This window comes from Halomonas sp. AOP5-B2-8, assembly GCF_052376475.1.
In the GTDB taxonomy this organism is placed as follows: Bacteria; Pseudomonadota; Gammaproteobacteria; order Pseudomonadales; family Halomonadaceae; genus Vreelandella; species Vreelandella casei.
In genome coordinates this window covers 204,044-220,072 of the sequence record NZ_JBQSVS010000003.1, presented here as the reverse complement: position 1 = coordinate 220,072, position 16,029 = coordinate 204,044, and the positions used below count along the sequence as shown (strand labels likewise).

Here is a 16,029-nt window from a genome sequence, read left to right as displayed (position 1 = left end):
GCGCTTTTGTTTGTAATATATGAATTGTCGGGCTTTCATATTGATTGAAACTGGTTAGGGCTCAAGCTGATTAAAATGCTATAAGTTTTAAAAACGAATAGTAATTGAGTAAAAATCAACTAGACTGTTGTCAGTTAGCTATTTTACAGGAATAATGTCCTAGCATTCTGAACTAGTGGGTGCCAGTGTTGTAAAGTCTGCACCTAAGCCAGTTGGACCCTGTTCAGTTGGATATGATACTAAAGGAACCCCGATGTCATTACTTAACGAATATATTCAAAAAGAACAACAGCTAAAACAGCTGCAGGAAGACCTTCAGCGTCTAGAGGGCGATCAGCGGCTAAAAAGCGAATTAGAGTTCAAGGCTAAACTTGAAGCTCTGATGACAGAATTTGGAAAGCGCCCGAGTGACGTTATTGCATTGTTAGATCCTGCTGCTGAGCAACGTGGTGGTGCTAAAGTCACCGCAAGTGGCAATGCGCGTCGTAAGCGTCGTCTTAAAATTTATAAAAATCCTAAGACGGGCGAAGTGATCGAAACGCGTGGCGGCAATCACAAAGGCCTGCGTAGCTGGAAAGATGAGCATGGCGATGAAGCCGTTGAATCTTGGCTGGTACGCATGGAAGACTAAGCTATTTAGTCACCGGCATTTCTTTATAGAAATGCCGGTTTTTTATTGGCAACATACATGTTTATGCTTCAACCTCGTAAGAGTTATTCTAATCGCGCGTTAACTGTTTGCATCCAGCATGTATAGCTCAGTGCCAGCTGTGCCTCAATAGCTGTTTGTCAGCCTCTATGTAGAATGTTCTCCCGTGAAGGCTTTTTTGGGGGAGGGGGCGAAGGCTTTCTTACTGTGTGCGACGAGTGATCTATGGCGCGGTAAGGCATACAGCCGTTGTGAGTAGTGACTGGGTCTGAACTGTTTTTGACACCGCTTGAACTATGCAAAATAAGCATGGTCTTTGTCCCTACGGCGTAACTCATTTACGCTATATTAATGAGGTAAATGACAGCAATATGGCGGTATGCGATAGCTGTATTTATCTTTTCTGTAAAGTACTTTGCTAGTGGTCGTTCTTATCGCTTTGGAAAATATGGCGATCATATCGTCATCCAGGCAAGTAGATGGTAATTAAATATTGCCTAATCGTTTCATGTGTTTGATATCTGCTTTAAAGAAAATGCTGCGTTGGTAGTCATATCAATCATTTCAAGCAAGGTGTAAATGAAACATCGATGAAATATCAAAAGGTTCAAAAGCAGTTAGATGAGCGCGATAAGCTGCGTAAATTTCGTGAGTTAGACGATGCTTTTGCGCAAGCATTGCGCCAGTTAGATGACCCCGATAGTGATTTCGATATTCCTACAGGGCCACCGGTACGATCGCTTGCAACGCTTGAACAAGATGATTTGGACGCGAAGCAGGAAGAGCAACAGCATGAGCAGGGGCGTATTTTTCAGCAGCGCTTTGAAGCATTGTTAAGCGAATATGATTTTACGCATTATGATTTAGCAGAACTGTCTGAGACGCTACTTTCCCATGGATTATGGCAACGAGACACGGTGCCTAGCGGTGAGCAGTCTTAAGTAAAGCGTGGGGAGTTACCCTGCGCTACCTGTAGCGATAAACGCGTATGCTCGGTAGAAATATTTCCTGTTCTATTTTCTCATCACGACGTCGAGCGCGAGTACGGGTTGTGGGGGGGTGTAGCGCAGGTAGATTAATGTGTGGCAGCCGCTGATTGTTATCGGGTACAAATATGGGCATAGCGGCATTTAATGCTTGTCTTGAATGTCCGTCTGCAAGCGGTTCGGTAAAAAATAAGTTTGCACGCATCAGCGGTGCCTGTGTTTGTACCTGAGCAAGGATCTCACTGCTTGGGATGCCCGCTAGTTGACGCAATTGGATGCGGATATGAGAGGCATCGGTATCTAGCTGTAATAGCTTATGTTCTGCTTCTTGTACCGTTAGTCGCTTAATGGAACGGCCGCTGCTATACCACGCAAAACGAACGCGTGAAACAGGTGCCTGTGCGATAGGTAGCTGCCGCCAACTTTGCTTAAGATGCAAGCGTGCTAGCCCGTTGCGTTGAAGCACCGCATCAACATGCGGGTGGCGCTTAGGTAGGCGGTTTTTAGCATCGCTGAGAGACTGTGGGTGAGCTTCTTTCGTGCGCTGTAGCAGTTCGCTAAATATTTTTTTAGCTTGATTGATAGCGCCTATCGCGGCAAGCAGTTCATCGTTCGCTGCCACTATAGAAATGTAATTGCGTGTTTCACGACCATCTTGATCCTGCCCATGCCACATATCGAACAGTGCTTCCCGCAGCCAGTGATGCGAAGGCGTCGTTTGATGAAAGACCCAAGTCGCCGGTGATTGTTGCTCGTATAGCGAGGCAGCGGTATCTATGGTGGCGAGTAAATAGTCAAACTGCTGCTCTAGTTTGAGCAGCAGTTGATAGGCGGCGGGTGACGCTGATCCTGGTTTATTGGTAGTCATGGTTAGTTACGTGGCTCGCTAAGGCCGCTTTGATTGACGTTTTTGTCTAAGAAAGGGGCGCATCTTTATCCGCTTGCGCTAACAGTGTTTCGATATCAGCTTCATCCATCGCCGATTCACCTGATATACGGTGTGATTCGTCGGCCCAGGCGCCTAAATCTAACAGCTGACAGCGTTTGCTGCAGAAAGGGCGATACGTACTTTCTGGTAGCCACTGAACGGGCTTGGCGCACTGTGGGCAGTTAACCTCGAGTGGGGAATCATTTGCAGGGCTAGCCATAAAAACTCCGTTTGCGGTAACAAATGCGATGGATCAGCAGTTAAGTAGCTGCCGGTAGGATGCATCAAGTCGTGCCACTTGCTTTCTCATGCTCGCGTGGTCACCACTGTTATCAATCACATCATCTGCCTTTGCTAGCCGTTGGTCGCGTGTAAGTTGGGCCGCGAGAATAGCACGCACCTGGCTTTCACTCACCCCATCTCGCATTAGCGTCCTGGATAGTTGCAGCGCTTGGGGCACATCAACAACGATGCAGCGGCTGACCAGCTCGCTTTGACCCGATTCAAACAGTAGCGGCGACACTAGCAGAACATACGGCGCGCCCTGGGATTTAAGCCGCTTCAAGTGCTCTAGAATACGCTCGCGTATTTTGGGGTGCGTGACTGATTCTAGCCACAGCCGTTGTTCTGGATCTTTAAATACAATGTCACGTAAAACGGCGCGATTGAGCGTGCCATCATCTTGGCAAATGATATGAGCACCAAAGCGATTTTTAATCGCGATCAGCGCGGGCTCCCCGACGGCAACTACGTCTCTAGCAACATCATCGGCATCAATCCAGGCGGCGCCAAACGTTTCAAAGGCACGAGCAACGGTAGACTTACCTGATCCAATCCCCCCGGTTAATCCGATAATCATTAGTGCCTCATATAGTGAAGTGTCAAATGGCTAAGTTTTAAATGGCTAAGTGTTAAATAATCATACTGACATATAGCGACATAAGCTCATCACCGACTAATAATGCTACCCAGCCCGCGAGCGCTAGGAATGGGCCGAAGGGTAGTGGCTTCCCACGCAAATGTGGCAAACAGGCTTGTGCGATGAGCCCTACCATAGCTCCAAGCCCTGCGGAAAGGATTAGCAACAGTGGTAAAAAGCTCCATCCCAGCCAAGCGCCAAGTGCTGCGAGTAGCTTGAAGTCGCCAAAGCCCATACCTTCTTTACCAGTGAGCAGTTTGAATAGCCAATAAAAACTCCACAGGATTAAGTAACCTGCCATTGCGCCAATGACGGCATCCGATAGCATAAACGGTTGGAAGATAAGCTGGAACAGCAACCCTGCCCATAGCAAGGGGATGGTGATTACGTCGGGTAGCAGCTGAGTGCGAAAGTCGATCACGGCGAGCGCCAGCAGCATCAGGCAGGCGGCATAAATAAACGCTGATTGTGCGTTTAGTCCGTGAAGCGATAACACCGCTAGGGCTAGCAGGCCGCCGGCTATTTCCACTAGGGGATATTGTAAGCTAATGCCGATTTTACACTCTGCGCAGTGCCCACGACGCTTTACCCAGCCTATAATAGGCAGATTGTCGTGCCAAGCAATAGGGATTTCGCAGCGTGGACACATAGAGCCAGGTGTTGCTAAGTTAAAGCGTGTTGATTGTTCTTCATCTAGTTCAAGAGCTGCGCGAGCCTCGCTGCGCCAATGATGCATTAACATCACAGGCAGGCGTGTAATCACGATGTTGAGAAAACTACCCAGGCACAGCCCAACCATTAAAGTCAGTAGCCATACGATAAGCGAAGGGTGGTACATGTCGCTCCTTAGCATTTTGAAATGATAGAAACCTTAGAGAGCAGAACCTAACTCGAAGATAGGTAAATACATCGAGACCACAACGCCACCTACCACAGCACCTAATATAACAATGATAATGGGTTCCATGAGCGACGTTAGCGCATCGACTTTATTATCGACGTCTTCCTCATAATAATCGGCGATACGATTAAGCATGGCGTCTAATGAGCCAGCCTCTTCCCCGACCCCTATCATTTGAATAGCAATAGGTGGAAAGCAGTTTGTCATACGCATAGAAAAATGTAACGGATGCCCGGTGGCGACATCCCGACGTGTTTGTAGCACCGCACGCTCATACACCTCATTACCTGTGGCTCCGGCGCTTATATCTAGACCCTCGACCAGGGGGATGCCAGAAGCGAACGTCGTTGCTAAAGTGCGTGAAAAGCGCGCCAGGGCGGATTTGTGTGCAATATCGCCTATCACGGGTAAGTGAAGCAGCACTGTATGCATGCGGTAGGCAGCTCTTGGGGAACGCTGAATACTTATTTTGAGTAGCAGCACAGCGATACCCATCACGGCCAGCACTGCGAGCCAGTAGCGCTGAGCAAGCTCGGACAAATTCACTGTCATCTGCGTTAGTGCCGGTAGCTCCGCGCCAAAATTATGAAACATAGCCTCGAACTCGGGCACAACTTTGATTAACAGTAGCATGGTCACTGCAGTGCCAATCGCCAAAACGGTGCAGGGATACCACAGCGCTTTTTTAACACGCGCTTTCAACGACGCCACTTTTTCCTTGTAGGTGGCAACACGATCGAGCATTTGATCCAGCGCACCAGATTGTTCACCTGCATTTATTAAGTTAACAAACAGCCGATCAAAGTATTTTGGATGATGGGCTAAGGCGTCAGAAAAGCTAGAGCCTGACGAAATATCACTCATCAGCCGTTGCATGACGGCCACCATGGCAGGTTTCTTCAAGCTTTCAGTGACCACTTGAAGCGCTTGCAGTAAGGGAATGCCCGCTCGAATCATTGTTGCCATCTGGCGGGCAAATAGCGTGATGTCACTAGCGTTAATGCGGCTACTGCCAACTACGTTACTTTTCTTGCTGATGCGCCGGATCACAACGTCTTGCTTGCGCAATGCTGCGGCTATTTCAGCCTTATTGCGTCCTATCATTTCACCACTTAACGGCCTGCCTTGAGGCCCTTTGCCGATCCATTTCCAGCGCGAAAGCTTATTGGCACGAGTTGGGCGCAGGCGTGTAGGTTGGGCCATGGCTTACTCCTTGCTCACTCGGTGGATCTCTTCAAGGCTGGTAACACCCTGCATTACTTTTAATAAGCCGTTGCGATGAAGGCTGAGAAAGCCTTCTCGACGGGCCTGTTGATCGATATCCAACGCGTTAGCATCACGCAGTATTAGCTGGCGAATGGCATCGGTGATAGGCACCACTTCATAAAGGCCGATACGACCTCTATAGCCTTGCGTGCAGAGGCTGCAGCTGGCAGCTTTGTAGATAGTCGAGTCAAGAATTTCGTCATCACAGAAGCCTTGTTTACGTAATATCTCATGAGGAATTTCCGCAGGCTCTTTGCAATGTGGGCAAAGCTTGCGCGCCAGGCGCTGGGCAATGATGAGCGTAACCGCGCTAGCGATGTTAAATGATGAAATACCCATTTGAGCAAGCCGTGTGAGCGTTTCAGCAGCTGAGTTAGTGTGCACAGTCGATAGCACCAAGTGGCCTGTCTGCGCTGCTTTAACGGCAATATCAGCTGTTTCAAGATCTCGAATTTCACCGACCATGATTACGTCCGGATCTTGGCGCAAAAATGCCCGTAGGGAGCTTGCAAAATCAAGGCCTATTTTTGGTAGCACGCTTACCTGGTTGATGCCGGGCACCTTGATTTCAACAGGGTCTTCTGCAGTACATATATTGCGCTCAACTTTATTGAGAATGTTAATACCGGTATAGAGCGAAACGGTTTTACCACTACCGGTAGGCCCTGTTACTAGGATCATGCCTTGAGGCTGGCTTAACGCTTGCTGATAGTGGTCACGCTGTTCATCGGTAAAGCCTAGCTGTTCGATGCTTAGCTGGGCGGTGTTGGGATCTAGAATTCGAAGCGCTATCTTTTCACCATAAACCGTGGGCAGCGAATTAATCCTGAAATCGAGAGCGCGCGTGCGCGACATATTGAGTTTTAGTGAGCCATCCTGAGGTAGACGTCGTTCTGAGATATCCAAGCGCGCCATGACTTTTAAACGAGCAGCAATCCTTTTGCACAATGCTAGCGGAGGCTGTGCAACTTCAACGAGGATTCCGTCTATGCGAAAGCGTACGCGATAAAGTGTTTCATAGGGCTCAAAATGAATGTCGGACGCGCCACGACGAACCGCATCCGACACGATGTTATTAACAAATCTTACAACGGGCGCATCATCACTGTCTTGAAAGGACTTTTCTAGGGGCCTTTCATGATCCATGTGCTGCCTAGCCACAGTGTTTAAGTCGTTAATAGCTGCATCAATAGTATCCAGTTCATTTAGCGTGTCATCTTCATGCTCATCTAAACAAAGATAGCGATTAAGAGATGCAGAGATTTGATCTGCAGGTGCGAGTATGCATTCAATATTAAGTCCCGTGGCTATTTGCAGTTCATCCAGCGTTGTCAATGTCGATGGATAAGCGACCGCCACGATTAAATGCTGGCCATGGCGCGACAATGGAAAAGCTTGAAGGCGCTGCAGTAGCTTAGCTGGGTATTCAGATGCTGGTGGTAAGCTATTAATATTAACGTCATCAAGATTGATGATGGGAAGCCTATGCTCATAGCCCGCTATTACCGCTGCTTCGACAGTTTTAATCAGTCCGCTATCAATAACATACTGAAAATAAGATATTTTTAGATTGTTTGCCTCTATTTCCACCGCGTCTGCTTGTGACTCCGTCAATAGCCCATGATGGACAAGGCGGCGTTTAGTATTAAAAGCGTCAGCGTTAGGCATAGAATGGCTTACCGTAGGCTTAATATATGACTGACTCATCTGAAAACCTATGTTAGATAGGCGTAAACGAATGCTTGTATCTTTCTTGGGCAGCTTAATCTGCCAGCTTAGCGCGATTTTTGATGATAATAATAGAGTGGTTTTAAATTAATTATCAGTTGTTTCTAGCTTGTAATATTAAATAAAATGAGCTATTTTTAATTTTTATAGCTCATTATAATTAGTTTTATATTTAATTTTATTGAAAAATATCAGGAGCTTAACTGTGCCATTAACATTAAGAGAAATGCGGGTAATCCGATGCAGTAATCAGCGCGGCTTCACGCTGATCGAACTGATGATCGTTGTGGCTATTATTGGGGTTTTGGCGTCCTTCGCGGTGCCCCAGTATCAGAACTATGTAGGGCGTGCGCAGGTGGGTGAGGCCTTGAGTTTAATGTCGCCTGTCAAAGCAGCTCTTTCTGAGTACCGTATAACGCACGGTGAATTTCCTGATGATAATGAGCAAGCAGGGCTCTCTGCGCCAGACCAGCTCTCGGGCAGATATGTTGCGCGTATTGATGTTTCACCAGAAAAGCCGGGCGTAACAGTAATCACAATGCAAGATAATTCGGTTGTTAGTGACTTAGCAGGTGGCACGCTAGTTTTTGATCCTAATGGGGAAGGTGGTGAGGGTATTAATTGGGAGTGCAGAGTGGGTGGTGACAACGAGATCGATCCTAAATTTTTGCCTTCTGAATGTCGTTGAATTCTTGAATTAAGGGTTAACACGATGGGTATAACATTACGCTCAGATAAGAGGGGCTAGTCCGCGCTAAATATATTCATTAAAAGCTGATGCGACTCGAAAATTATCCCTTGTCAGCTTATGGTGTGTAGTTATATCCATTAGTCATCCTAAATAGGAGATTCAATGACTGACCACACGCTATCGTCGCGGCTCAAAATCGCCATTTCCATTGCTGAAGAAGCCGGCCAGATGATTGTTCGCGCTCGTGAGCAACAAGGTTTTTCACGGCGGATGAAAAAAGACAATGAACTGGTAACGGATGTTGATGTTGCCGTTGATCAACTTATTAGTAAGCGGTTAGAAGAGCACTTTCCAAGCGAAGCACGAATGAGTGAAGAACTCGCCCCAGAAAGCGCTGTGCATGTGGAAGCATCACATCTTTGGGTCGTAGATCCCATCGATGGCACGGTCAATTTTGCCCAGGGATTGCGTCACGTAGCAGTCTCAATAGGGTGGATGGAAGAGGGTATTGCCAAAGTGGGCGTTGTTCATGCGCCATTTTTAGGCGAAACCTTTAGTGCTGTAGAAGGTGGAGGCGCTTTTTGCAATGGTCAACCCATTCAGCCGAGCAATGCAGACTCGCTGATGCATACCTTGGTCGGTACAGGCTTTCCTTATCGTCATGAGTCGCGTAAACAGCTGCTAAAGCGTTTAGAAGCAGTGCTAATGCACTGCCAAGATCTTCGTCGCAATGGTGCGGCCGCGCTAGATTTATGCGATGTTGCCTGTGGACGCTTAGATGCCTATTACGAAAGTGTTTCGCCCTGGGATTTTGTTGCAGGATGGGTAATAGCACGAGAAGCGGGCGCACGAGTAGGGCACTTATACGAAGTGCCGTCAGCGGTGCCAGCTGATCTCTACTCAGAGCATTTGCTCGTGGCCGCGCCTGGCGTGTATGACGCCATGGCGTATCTTCTGCTTGAAGCTGATCAACGCGAGTGAAGAGGGTATGAAAGGTAACAGTGGGGTGTGACAAATACTTGAAAAGAAACGCTATAAGGGCTTTTCATTTGTTCACGAACCGGCTAGTATACGCACCGTCTTGAGGCAAAGATGTAAAGTCCAATAAAGACAGCGGAGCGTGGCGCAGCTTGGTAGCGCGTTGCAATGGGGTTGCAAAGGTCGCAGGTTCGAATCCTGTCGCTCCGACCAAATATTTTGAAAAACGCCGCTTAGGTTAAAACCGAGCGGCGTTTTTTTTTGTGTTTCGTATGGTCCGGAGCGAGTGCATTAGACCAGCCATTAGCTATTCATTAATGGTGAATACAGGAATCCGCATCAACGTTGCAAGCTGAGAGCGGTCTTGCAATAAGTCGGCAAGGGTATATTGATCTAATACGCTAAGAAATGCCGATAGCGCATCCGCCAATATGGGCCTCAATCGGCATGAGGGCGTTATCACACAGCTGTTATCGTCACGAAAACACTCGACCAACGCCATCTCGCTCTCAGTGTCACGAATCAACGCCCCTAAAGAAATTGTTTCTGGCTGTCGGCAAAGCAGCAACCCGCCATTTTTACCGCGTATTGCGGTGAGATACCCTTTTTGATTGAGCTCCTGGACGATTTTCATTAGATGATTGCTTGAGATGGAAAATGCCTCAGCAATTTCTTTGATCGTCGACCGTTCTTCTCCCTTAACCGCGAGATATAGCAGTACGCGAATTGAGTAATCGGTATAGCGAGTTAGGTGCATATACAAGCCATCAGCGCAAGAAAGAACTCATTGTACGGCGTGCCAAGGCATGCTGAAACGATATTCACGATATGTTTACGCCTTGAGGAAAACTTGGTACCTTAAAGATGTATTTAAAATATATCTTATGAGGTGCTTATGTTGACTCCTGCGCAAGAAGGCATTATTCAAATGACTGCTCCTGTAGTGGCTGAACATCTGAACGCCATTGCTCAGCGCTTTTATCCGCTTATGTTTGAACGCTACCCTCAGGTAAAACCATTATTTAACTCGACGCATCAAAAAAATGGCGGCCAGCCGCGCGCGCTAGCAGGCATGATCTTGGCCTATGTTCAACTGCGCCAGTCGCCGCAGAAAGCGCGTGAAACGTTAGAGATAGTGGTCAATAAACATGTAGCCTTGGATATTCAACCGGGTCAGTATCCAATTGTCGGTGAGTGTTTAATGGCGGCCATTGGAGAAGTACTCGGGGATGCCATTACGCCCGAAATAGCCGATGCGTGGAGTGGGTTGTATCAGGAGTTGGCGAGTATCTTGATAGACATGGAAAAACAGCGCTATAACAGCTTTGAGCAACAGCCCGGTGGCTGGCGTGGCACGCGTCGTTTTCGTATTGCGCAAACCAAGCAGGAAAGCAGCGTTATTCGTTCGTTTATTCTAGAACCTGAAGACGGTCAGGAAGTCGCCGCCCATCTACCTGGGCAGTATATTGGTGTGAAGCTGTCTATCGACGGGGAGCCGGTTTATCGGCACTACAGCCTCTCAGATGTACCCAATGGCCACTCTTATCGGCTTTCCATAAAGCGCGAAGATTATGGTGTTGCTAGTCGACACTTTCACGATCAGCTGAGCGTCGGTGACATTATTGAGCTGCTGCCTCCCGCCGGTGAGTTGATCTTGGCCGGTGAGAACGAGCCGCTGCTTTTGATTAGCGGCGGCGTTGGTCAAACGCCCTTGCTGCCAATGGTTAAACAGGCGCTTAAGCAAGGAAGAAACGTCACCTACCTACATGCCACATTAGATATTGAACATCACGCGTTTGCCGATGCTCTGGTTGAGCTGCGCACGTCCTACCCTGAGCAGCTAAATACGGTCATTATTTACGAAAACCAGGCGGGCGGTGATCATCAAGGTCGAATCAACAACGCGCTGCTAGCTAACTATTTGTCACCACAGGCTCGCTGCTATTTCGTTGGGCCGCATGCCTTTATGGCGCTGGTAAATCAAGAGTTAGAGCGGCTAGGTGTGCCGGCATCAATGCGCCACTTTGAACACTTTGGACCGGCTGAAGCGTTAAATGCGGCTTAAGTAACAAATGTTATGCCGCTGAGGTTAGTCAAATTAAGCCCTTTCTAGATAAGAAGTGATGCTTGCAGTGGCCATATTACCGCTGCCCTTTGTCAGCACGTCCCAATAAATGTCCACGAAATGCCGCACTGAAGAAGGACTGGCAAACCCATGGAGGATGGCTTGTGTCGAAGAGACATTATATTGTTTAAAGTATGCAAACGGTTCACTAAAAAAACCAAGGGGTAGTGGTGAGTAGCGCTTTCCGTTAAGCTCCTCAGCAATTTTATCTGATGTTTTGAGGTGATTGTATGTGGAGCCTTGTCAGGCTGTCTGCCATATCACTATCGTTGTTGATGATAGCTGGTTGCTCAGATCCAAAAATTGATACTAGCTCCATGCCTGCGTCAGTCGTTTCTGTCGAAAACGTGCGTGAATCACTGCCTGTTTATAAACGAAACGATTTTGATAAAGCGCTGATCATCATTGCTACCGCGACCTTTGGTGGCATCGATATTCTTAATCCGCAGCGTATGAATGCCGCTGAGATTGCCGAGTTGGCTAATGCTCAAATGCATGGGCTAACGGGAGACGAAGTCATTAAGCGTGCTGATGAGATACTGCGAGAGCGGCGCTCAAGAGAGCGCGAGCAAGCCATTCGAACATTGTCCCGCCTTCAAGAAAAGCAGGCGAAAGCAGCAAGCGATAAAGAGCAGCTAGCGCGTTTTAGCATTGATGAAGCTCGATTTTATATCAGCGAGAGTCCTTATGGCGCTCCCGAACCTGTTATTGAGCTTAAAATGACCAATGATACCGGCCAGGCCTTATCGCAGCTTTTCCTGAGGGGGGTGGTGATGAGTCCTGGCCGGGAAACGCCCTGGGTTGATGAAACCTTCTATTACATCATTGCCGGTGGCATTGAGGCGGGGGAGACCCAGTCGCTGAGCCTTGCGCCCAACCGGTTTGGGCCATGGGGAAACGTGGAGATTCCTGAAAGCGCGACGCTAACGATTAGCGTGGAAGGCGTGCGCGGCAAAGACGATCAGGCACTGTGGGATTCATCCGATTTGACGGCTAGTGAAATAGACAGACTAGAGCGTTTGCGCGATCAATATGGAGATGCCATGGCATCCTCAGCAAAGTAGCGACTGAAAAAAATGCCAAAACGTTCAAAGCGCTATCGGTTGCCCGGTAGCGCTTTTTTTGATTGGTTAGAGCCTACACGCCGCCGTTACTTTCCTTCCATTTGATCTGCTAAAGCTGCGGCCATTGCCTCTTTCCATTCACCTTCGCTAAGACCCCAATGGGCCATTTCTGCTTGGTCTGCCTGCCCTTCAACAGCATTACGAAGTTTGTCGGTAGAGCTGCTTTCATAGCAATGTTTTGCGAAGTCTTTCGTTTTGCCACTATTAAGTTGATCAATCATCGGCATCGTGAATTCCTTTCAGCAGTGAATGAGTGAGTCGTACGCTCTTTAAGTCATTACGTTAGGGCTGATTTTTATAAATTGGTTCCCCTGCATGCCTGAACGCCCCGCGTTGGCACTATCGGATGACCAAGGTATCTACAAAAATTTTGCATGCGATGGTGGCAAGAAGCAGCATGATAAGGTTGTCAAACCAACGGTGAGGCAGACGTTTACCTAAGCTGGCGCCAAACGGCATAGTGATTAGCAGCACCATCAAGGCGATCATGCTGAGCATGAAACGTTCCCATGTGAGAATGCCAGTGGCAATGAGTGCCGGCAGTTGAACGCTGGTAATCGCGACAAAGAAAACCGATATTGAGCCAATAAACACGCGTCGTTCAAGCTGCATCGCATTAAGAAAAGTCACCGAAGCCGGTGCCGACATGCCTGCTGCCCCTTGAAGAATGCCTGCCATTAGCCCTGCAGGAATAACCACGCGTTTAGCTGTTTCAAAAGAGAGCGTGAAGTGGCGCCTGGTCAATTTAATGACCAGATACATGACAATCGCACAAGCCACGCCGAGTGACAGCATGTCGGGCGATAATATTACGAGCCCCCAGGTTCCCAATAGGATGCCCAGGCCGCCAGCGATAGAAAAAACGGCTAAAAAGCGAAGTGGCAATAAATCATGACGGTACTGCCATATCTGTAAGGCGTTACTAAACAGGTTTGGTGCAATCAGAATCGCGATAGCGAGCTGCACGTCGTACAGCATCGTGAGAATAGGTACGACAATAACCGGGACACCTGACCCTATCGCGCCTTTGACGATTCCAGCAATTAACAACGTAATAAACGCAATTAGCATGGGCGGGTCCGGTGATAGCTAAAAAATCAGCCGCCTTACCTAGGCGGCTGAATGGTGAGTAGGCGGCAATTTGATTACACGCCCGGCTATTTCAACACATAGCAGGGCGTGTAGGGCTGCCCATCAAGCTTCATACGACCCTGAGCGACGAAGGAGGTCAATAGCTCATCTAGGCGGTGCATCAACTCAGGTTCAGCCGTCAGCTCGAAGGGGCCGTGGGCTTTAATTGCACGAATACCGGGTTCTTTTACGTTGCCGGCGACAATCCCTGAAAAAGCACGGCGTAGATTAGCCGCCAGCTCGTGAGTTGGCTGTTGGCGATGCAGTGCCAGGGCGCGCATTGCTTCATGGGTAGGTTCGAAGGGCGCTTGAAAGTCACGTGCAATCGTCAGGCGCCAGTTGTAGTAGAAAGCGTCCTGATGCGCGCGCCGGAATTCAGCAATCTCATCGATACCTTGACGCATGCTACGTGCAACGGCTACCGGATCACCGGTAATAATGGTGTAGTAGCGACGAATATCCTCGCCAAGGGTATAAACTAAAAACTCGTCTATTTTTTGGAAGTAGGCTGCCGAATCAGCCGGGCCGCTAAAAATTAGCGGGAAAGGAATATCTTTGTTGCTAGGATGCAGCAAAATGCCCAGCAAATAGAGAATCTCCTCTGCGGTACCCACGCCGCCAGGAAAAACGATTATGCCATGCCCTAAACGCACAAAGGCCTCTAAGCGCTTTTCAATATCCGGCATAACGACTAGTTCATTGACGATAGGATTAGGCGCTTCGGCCGCGATTATGCCGGGCTCTGAAATGCCTAAATAACGCCCTTCTTTACGTCGCTGTTTAGCATGAGCAACGTTCGCGCCTTTCATCGGCCCTTTCATGGCGCCAGGTCCGCAGCCGGTACAAATATCTAAATCGCGTAGGCCCAGGTGGTAACCGACATCTTTAGTGTATTCGTACTCTTCCCGCGAAATGGAGTGGCCGCCCCAGCAGACGACTAAACTTGGGTCGCGACCGGGCTTTAACGTGCCCGCTTTGCGTAGAATATGAAAAACCGCATTAGTGGTACCTTCCCCAGTGCTCAGGTCGAAGCGGTTATGGTGGTGAATCTCATTATAAACGTACACAATATCGCGAATGATCGACGACAGATGCTCACGAATGCCACGAATCATTCGGCCGTCGACAAATGCTTCTGCTGGTGCGTTAGTCAGCTTTAGGCGAATGCCGCGATCTTGTTGCAATACCTCAATATCGAAATCTTTGTAGGCTTCTAAAATAGCGAGGCTATCGTCGGTGGGATTGCCGCAATTCAGCACTGCCAGTGCACAGCGTCTTAGCAGGTCATGCAGACCGTTTTGAGACGTGATATGGAGTCGGTTTACTTCATGTTGAGAAAGTACTTCGAGGCTTCCCTCAGGGGAAATGATACTCGAAAGGGTGGCGCGAGGTTGAACGTTTGCGGTCATTAGTGAGGCTGTCCATGATCGTTTGATAACTGCTTTATGCATACTATCACGCTCAAGCAGTGGGTACAGCGCAACGGGAGCGTATCGCAGCTGTGCTATTATAAGCGTTATAAAGTGATGGCGACTAAAGAGCCTTTTGCTTAGTAAGACTGTTTCGTAGAGGCCGTTTTATAGGTTTTTTTAAACACTGCCTTGTAGAAATTGTCTCAAAAAAGCTGTTCCCAAAACTGCTCCAAAAGACTGTTCCCAAGGCCATGGCGATTAACTATGTTTAATGCCCAGTATTTTCGTACCTTTATCACGCTTGTAGAAACAGGGAGTTTTACACGCACCGCGCACCGCTTAGAGATGACTCAGCCTGGCGTAAGCCAGCATGTTCGCAAGTTGGAGCGATACTTAAATAAAGAGCTGCTGGAACGTAAGGGGCGTAGCTTTACGCTCACCGAAACGGGCCGCCGAGCCTACGACTATGCCTTGAAGCTGTTTGCCGATCACGAGCAGTTCCGCCATGGTCTGGACGATGACTCTTTAGACAGCGGCGATTGCCGGATAGCATCCCCTGGAAGTGTCGGTCTGATGTTTTACCCGTTTATTTTAGGGCAGCAGCAAATGCATCCTAACTTAACGGTCAATTACAGCTTTGCCTTTAACCATGAAATTGTGAATGACCTTCTTGAAGGGCGTTACGACATAGGGATTGTGACTGAGGCAATGAGTCATTCTGAGCTTGATTGCTCGCTTTGGCACCAGGAGCCGCTGTGCTTAGTCGTACCCGCTGATTTTGCTGGCAGTACCTTGTCAGATTTAATGGGTATTGGCTTTCTGAATTATTACGATGGCATCAACCATGCTAACGCGCTGCTGCGCGCGAATTATCCGGATGAGTTTCGTTCGATGACGCATTTCCGGCATCAGGGTTTTACCAATGAAGTGAGTATGGTGTTAGATGCGGTCGCCAGGGGGCTGGGATTTACGGTGGTATCGCGGCTGGTGCTAGAAACTTCGCCCTGGCAGCGTCAGGTTAAAGAGCTTAATTTGCCAAATGCGGTCAATGAAGTGCTGTATCTATTACGTCGGCGTGACTCCGTTTTGCCAAAGCGCTATGAGAAGCTGTTGAACGGATTTCATGCTCAACGTCTGCAAGAAAAAACGCCCCTGTTGCCGTTGAATATCTCGGCATCAGAGGCGTTGTGA

The 16,029-nt window shown here is 48.4% G+C and carries 17 protein-coding genes and 1 tRNA gene; 8 read left to right on the top strand and 10 right to left on the bottom strand.

What is annotated here, in order from left to right; genetic code table 11:
* Positions 1 to 253: 253 nt before the first annotated feature.
* Positions 254 to 631, top strand: coding sequence for a histone-like nucleoid-structuring protein, MvaT/MvaU family (locus ACT3RP_RS08620; protein ID WP_235042213.1), 378 nt, complete (start codon positions 254 to 256; stop codon positions 629 to 631).
* Between the two features lie 608 nt (positions 632 to 1,239).
* The gene (locus ACT3RP_RS08615; RefSeq protein WP_441684411.1) at positions 1,240 to 1,590 is read left to right on the top strand and encodes a hypothetical protein; all 351 of its coding nucleotides are present in this window, start codon (positions 1,240 to 1,242) and stop codon (positions 1,588 to 1,590) included.
* A gap of 25 nt (positions 1,591 to 1,615) precedes the next feature.
* Here ACT3RP_RS08615 and ACT3RP_RS08610 read toward each other — a convergent pair whose 3' ends face one another.
* From ACT3RP_RS08610 to pilB, 6 genes are read right to left on the bottom strand one after another with little or no spacing between them, the layout of a single operon-like run.
* Complete coding sequence (locus ACT3RP_RS08610; RefSeq protein WP_441684410.1) at positions 1,616 to 2,503, bottom strand: DNA replication terminus site-binding protein; 888 nt, start codon at positions 2,501 to 2,503, stop codon at positions 1,616 to 1,618.
* Between the two features lie 46 nt (positions 2,504 to 2,549).
* Positions 2,550 to 2,783 carry a DNA gyrase inhibitor YacG gene (yacG, locus tag ACT3RP_RS08605; protein WP_096280201.1) on the bottom strand — a complete coding sequence of 78 codons (234 nt, stop codon included), beginning with the start codon at positions 2,781 to 2,783 and terminating at the stop codon, positions 2,550 to 2,552.
* Positions 2,784 to 2,816: 33 nt separating this feature from the next.
* Positions 2,817 to 3,422 (bottom strand): dephospho-CoA kinase, encoded by a 606-nt coding sequence (coaE, locus tag ACT3RP_RS08600; RefSeq protein ID WP_483393638.1) that lies wholly within the window; start codon positions 3,420 to 3,422, stop codon positions 2,817 to 2,819.
* 52 nt (positions 3,423 to 3,474) lie between these two features.
* Positions 3,475 to 4,320, bottom strand: coding sequence for a prepilin peptidase (locus tag ACT3RP_RS08595; RefSeq protein WP_483393637.1), 846 nt, complete (start codon positions 4,318 to 4,320; stop codon positions 3,475 to 3,477).
* Between the two features lie 33 nt (positions 4,321 to 4,353).
* The gene (locus ACT3RP_RS08590; protein ID WP_483393636.1) at positions 4,354 to 5,586 is read right to left on the bottom strand and encodes a type II secretion system F family protein; all 1,233 of its coding nucleotides are present in this window, start codon (positions 5,584 to 5,586) and stop codon (positions 4,354 to 4,356) included.
* 3 nt (positions 5,587 to 5,589) lie between these two features.
* The gene (gene pilB, locus ACT3RP_RS08585; RefSeq protein WP_483393635.1) at positions 5,590 to 7,356 is read right to left on the bottom strand and encodes a type IV-A pilus assembly ATPase PilB; all 1,767 of its coding nucleotides are present in this window, start codon (positions 7,354 to 7,356) and stop codon (positions 5,590 to 5,592) included.
* Between the two features lie 226 nt (positions 7,357 to 7,582).
* On the opposite strand from pilB, the gene ACT3RP_RS08580 reads away from it, so the two are divergent.
* From ACT3RP_RS08580 to ACT3RP_RS08570, 3 genes are all read left to right on the top strand, one after another.
* Positions 7,583 to 8,065 (top strand): pilin, encoded by a 483-nt coding sequence (locus tag ACT3RP_RS08580; protein ID WP_483393634.1) that lies wholly within the window; start codon positions 7,583 to 7,585, stop codon positions 8,063 to 8,065.
* 165 nt (positions 8,066 to 8,230) lie between these two features.
* Entirely contained in the window at positions 8,231 to 9,049 is an 819-nt protein-coding gene (locus ACT3RP_RS08575) for an inositol monophosphatase family protein (RefSeq protein WP_444672241.1), read from the top strand.
* Positions 9,050 to 9,182: 133 nt separating this feature from the next.
* A tRNA-Pro gene (locus ACT3RP_RS08570) sits at positions 9,183 to 9,259 on the top strand.
* Between the two features lie 94 nt (positions 9,260 to 9,353).
* On the opposite strand, the gene ACT3RP_RS08565 is transcribed toward ACT3RP_RS08570, so the two are convergent.
* Positions 9,354 to 9,803, bottom strand: a complete 450-nt coding sequence (locus tag ACT3RP_RS08565) for an RrF2 family transcriptional regulator (RefSeq protein ID WP_444625478.1) — start codon at positions 9,801 to 9,803, stop codon at positions 9,354 to 9,356.
* 138 nt (positions 9,804 to 9,941) lie between these two features.
* On the opposite strand from ACT3RP_RS08565, the gene ACT3RP_RS08560 reads away from it, so the two are divergent.
* Both ACT3RP_RS08560 and ACT3RP_RS08555 read left to right on the top strand, forming a co-directional pair.
* A complete protein-coding gene (locus ACT3RP_RS08560) occupies positions 9,942 to 11,111 on the top strand; it encodes a globin domain-containing protein (protein WP_483393633.1) in 1,170 nt (389 codons plus the stop codon).
* A 290-nt stretch (positions 11,112 to 11,401) separates the two neighbouring features.
* Positions 11,402 to 12,235: a DUF6694 family lipoprotein gene (locus ACT3RP_RS08555; RefSeq protein WP_444625476.1), complete on the top strand. Its 834-nt coding sequence runs from the start codon at positions 11,402 to 11,404 to the stop codon at positions 12,233 to 12,235.
* Positions 12,236 to 12,321: 86 nt separating this feature from the next.
* Here ACT3RP_RS08555 and ACT3RP_RS08550 read toward each other — a convergent pair whose 3' ends face one another.
* The 3 genes from ACT3RP_RS08550 to ppnN form a co-directional block, all read right to left on the bottom strand.
* Positions 12,322 to 12,522 carry a hypothetical protein gene (locus ACT3RP_RS08550; RefSeq protein ID WP_235042223.1) on the bottom strand — a complete coding sequence of 67 codons (201 nt, stop codon included), beginning with the start codon at positions 12,520 to 12,522 and terminating at the stop codon, positions 12,322 to 12,324.
* Positions 12,523 to 12,634: 112 nt separating this feature from the next.
* Positions 12,635 to 13,366, bottom strand: a complete 732-nt coding sequence (locus ACT3RP_RS08545) for a sulfite exporter TauE/SafE family protein (protein WP_444625475.1) — start codon at positions 13,364 to 13,366, stop codon at positions 12,635 to 12,637.
* A gap of 86 nt (positions 13,367 to 13,452) precedes the next feature.
* The gene (gene ppnN / locus ACT3RP_RS08540) at positions 13,453 to 14,835 is read right to left on the bottom strand and encodes a nucleotide 5'-monophosphate nucleosidase PpnN (RefSeq protein WP_444625474.1); all 1,383 of its coding nucleotides are present in this window, start codon (positions 14,833 to 14,835) and stop codon (positions 13,453 to 13,455) included.
* Positions 14,836 to 15,102: 267 nt separating this feature from the next.
* On the opposite strand from ppnN, the gene ACT3RP_RS08535 reads away from it, so the two are divergent.
* Positions 15,103 to 16,029, top strand: a complete 927-nt coding sequence (locus ACT3RP_RS08535; protein WP_441683736.1) for a LysR family transcriptional regulator — start codon at positions 15,103 to 15,105, stop codon at positions 16,027 to 16,029.

Bases quoted from the DNA above. Each gene is read 5' to 3' on its own strand.
- ACT3RP_RS08620 (WP_235042213.1), top strand. From the start codon at position 254: ATGTCATTACTTAACGAATATATTCAAAAAGAACAACAGCTAAAACAG.
- ACT3RP_RS08615 (WP_441684411.1), top strand. From the start codon at position 1,240: ATGAAATATCAAAAGGTTCAAAAGCAGTTAGATGAGCGCGATAAGCTG.
- ACT3RP_RS08610 (WP_441684410.1), bottom strand. From the start codon at position 2,503: ATGACTACCAATAAACCAGGATCAGCGTCACCCGCCGCCTATCAACTG.
- yacG (WP_096280201.1), bottom strand. From the start codon at position 2,783: ATGGCTAGCCCTGCAAATGATTCCCCACTCGAGGTTAACTGCCCACAG.
- coaE (WP_483393638.1), bottom strand. From the start codon at position 3,422: ATGATTATCGGATTAACCGGGGGGATTGGATCAGGTAAGTCTACCGTT.
- ACT3RP_RS08595 (WP_483393637.1), bottom strand. From the start codon at position 4,320: ATGTACCACCCTTCGCTTATCGTATGGCTACTGACTTTAATGGTTGGG.
- ACT3RP_RS08590 (WP_483393636.1), bottom strand. From the start codon at position 5,586: ATGGCCCAACCTACACGCCTGCGCCCAACTCGTGCCAATAAGCTTTCG.
- pilB (WP_483393635.1), bottom strand. From the start codon at position 7,356: ATGAGTCAGTCATATATTAAGCCTACGGTAAGCCATTCTATGCCTAAC.
- ACT3RP_RS08575 (WP_444672241.1), top strand. From the start codon at position 8,231: ATGACTGACCACACGCTATCGTCGCGGCTCAAAATCGCCATTTCCATT.
- ACT3RP_RS08565 (WP_444625478.1), bottom strand. From the start codon at position 9,803: ATGCACCTAACTCGCTATACCGATTACTCAATTCGCGTACTGCTATAT.
- ACT3RP_RS08560 (WP_483393633.1), top strand. From the start codon at position 9,942: ATGTTGACTCCTGCGCAAGAAGGCATTATTCAAATGACTGCTCCTGTA.
- ACT3RP_RS08555 (WP_444625476.1), top strand. From the start codon at position 11,402: ATGTGGAGCCTTGTCAGGCTGTCTGCCATATCACTATCGTTGTTGATG.
- ACT3RP_RS08550 (WP_235042223.1), bottom strand. From the start codon at position 12,522: ATGCCGATGATTGATCAACTTAATAGTGGCAAAACGAAAGACTTCGCA.
- ACT3RP_RS08545 (WP_444625475.1), bottom strand. From the start codon at position 13,366: ATGCTAATTGCGTTTATTACGTTGTTAATTGCTGGAATCGTCAAAGGC.
- ppnN (WP_444625474.1), bottom strand. From the start codon at position 14,835: ATGACCGCAAACGTTCAACCTCGCGCCACCCTTTCGAGTATCATTTCC.
- ACT3RP_RS08535 (WP_441683736.1), top strand. From the start codon at position 15,103: ATGTTTAATGCCCAGTATTTTCGTACCTTTATCACGCTTGTAGAAACA.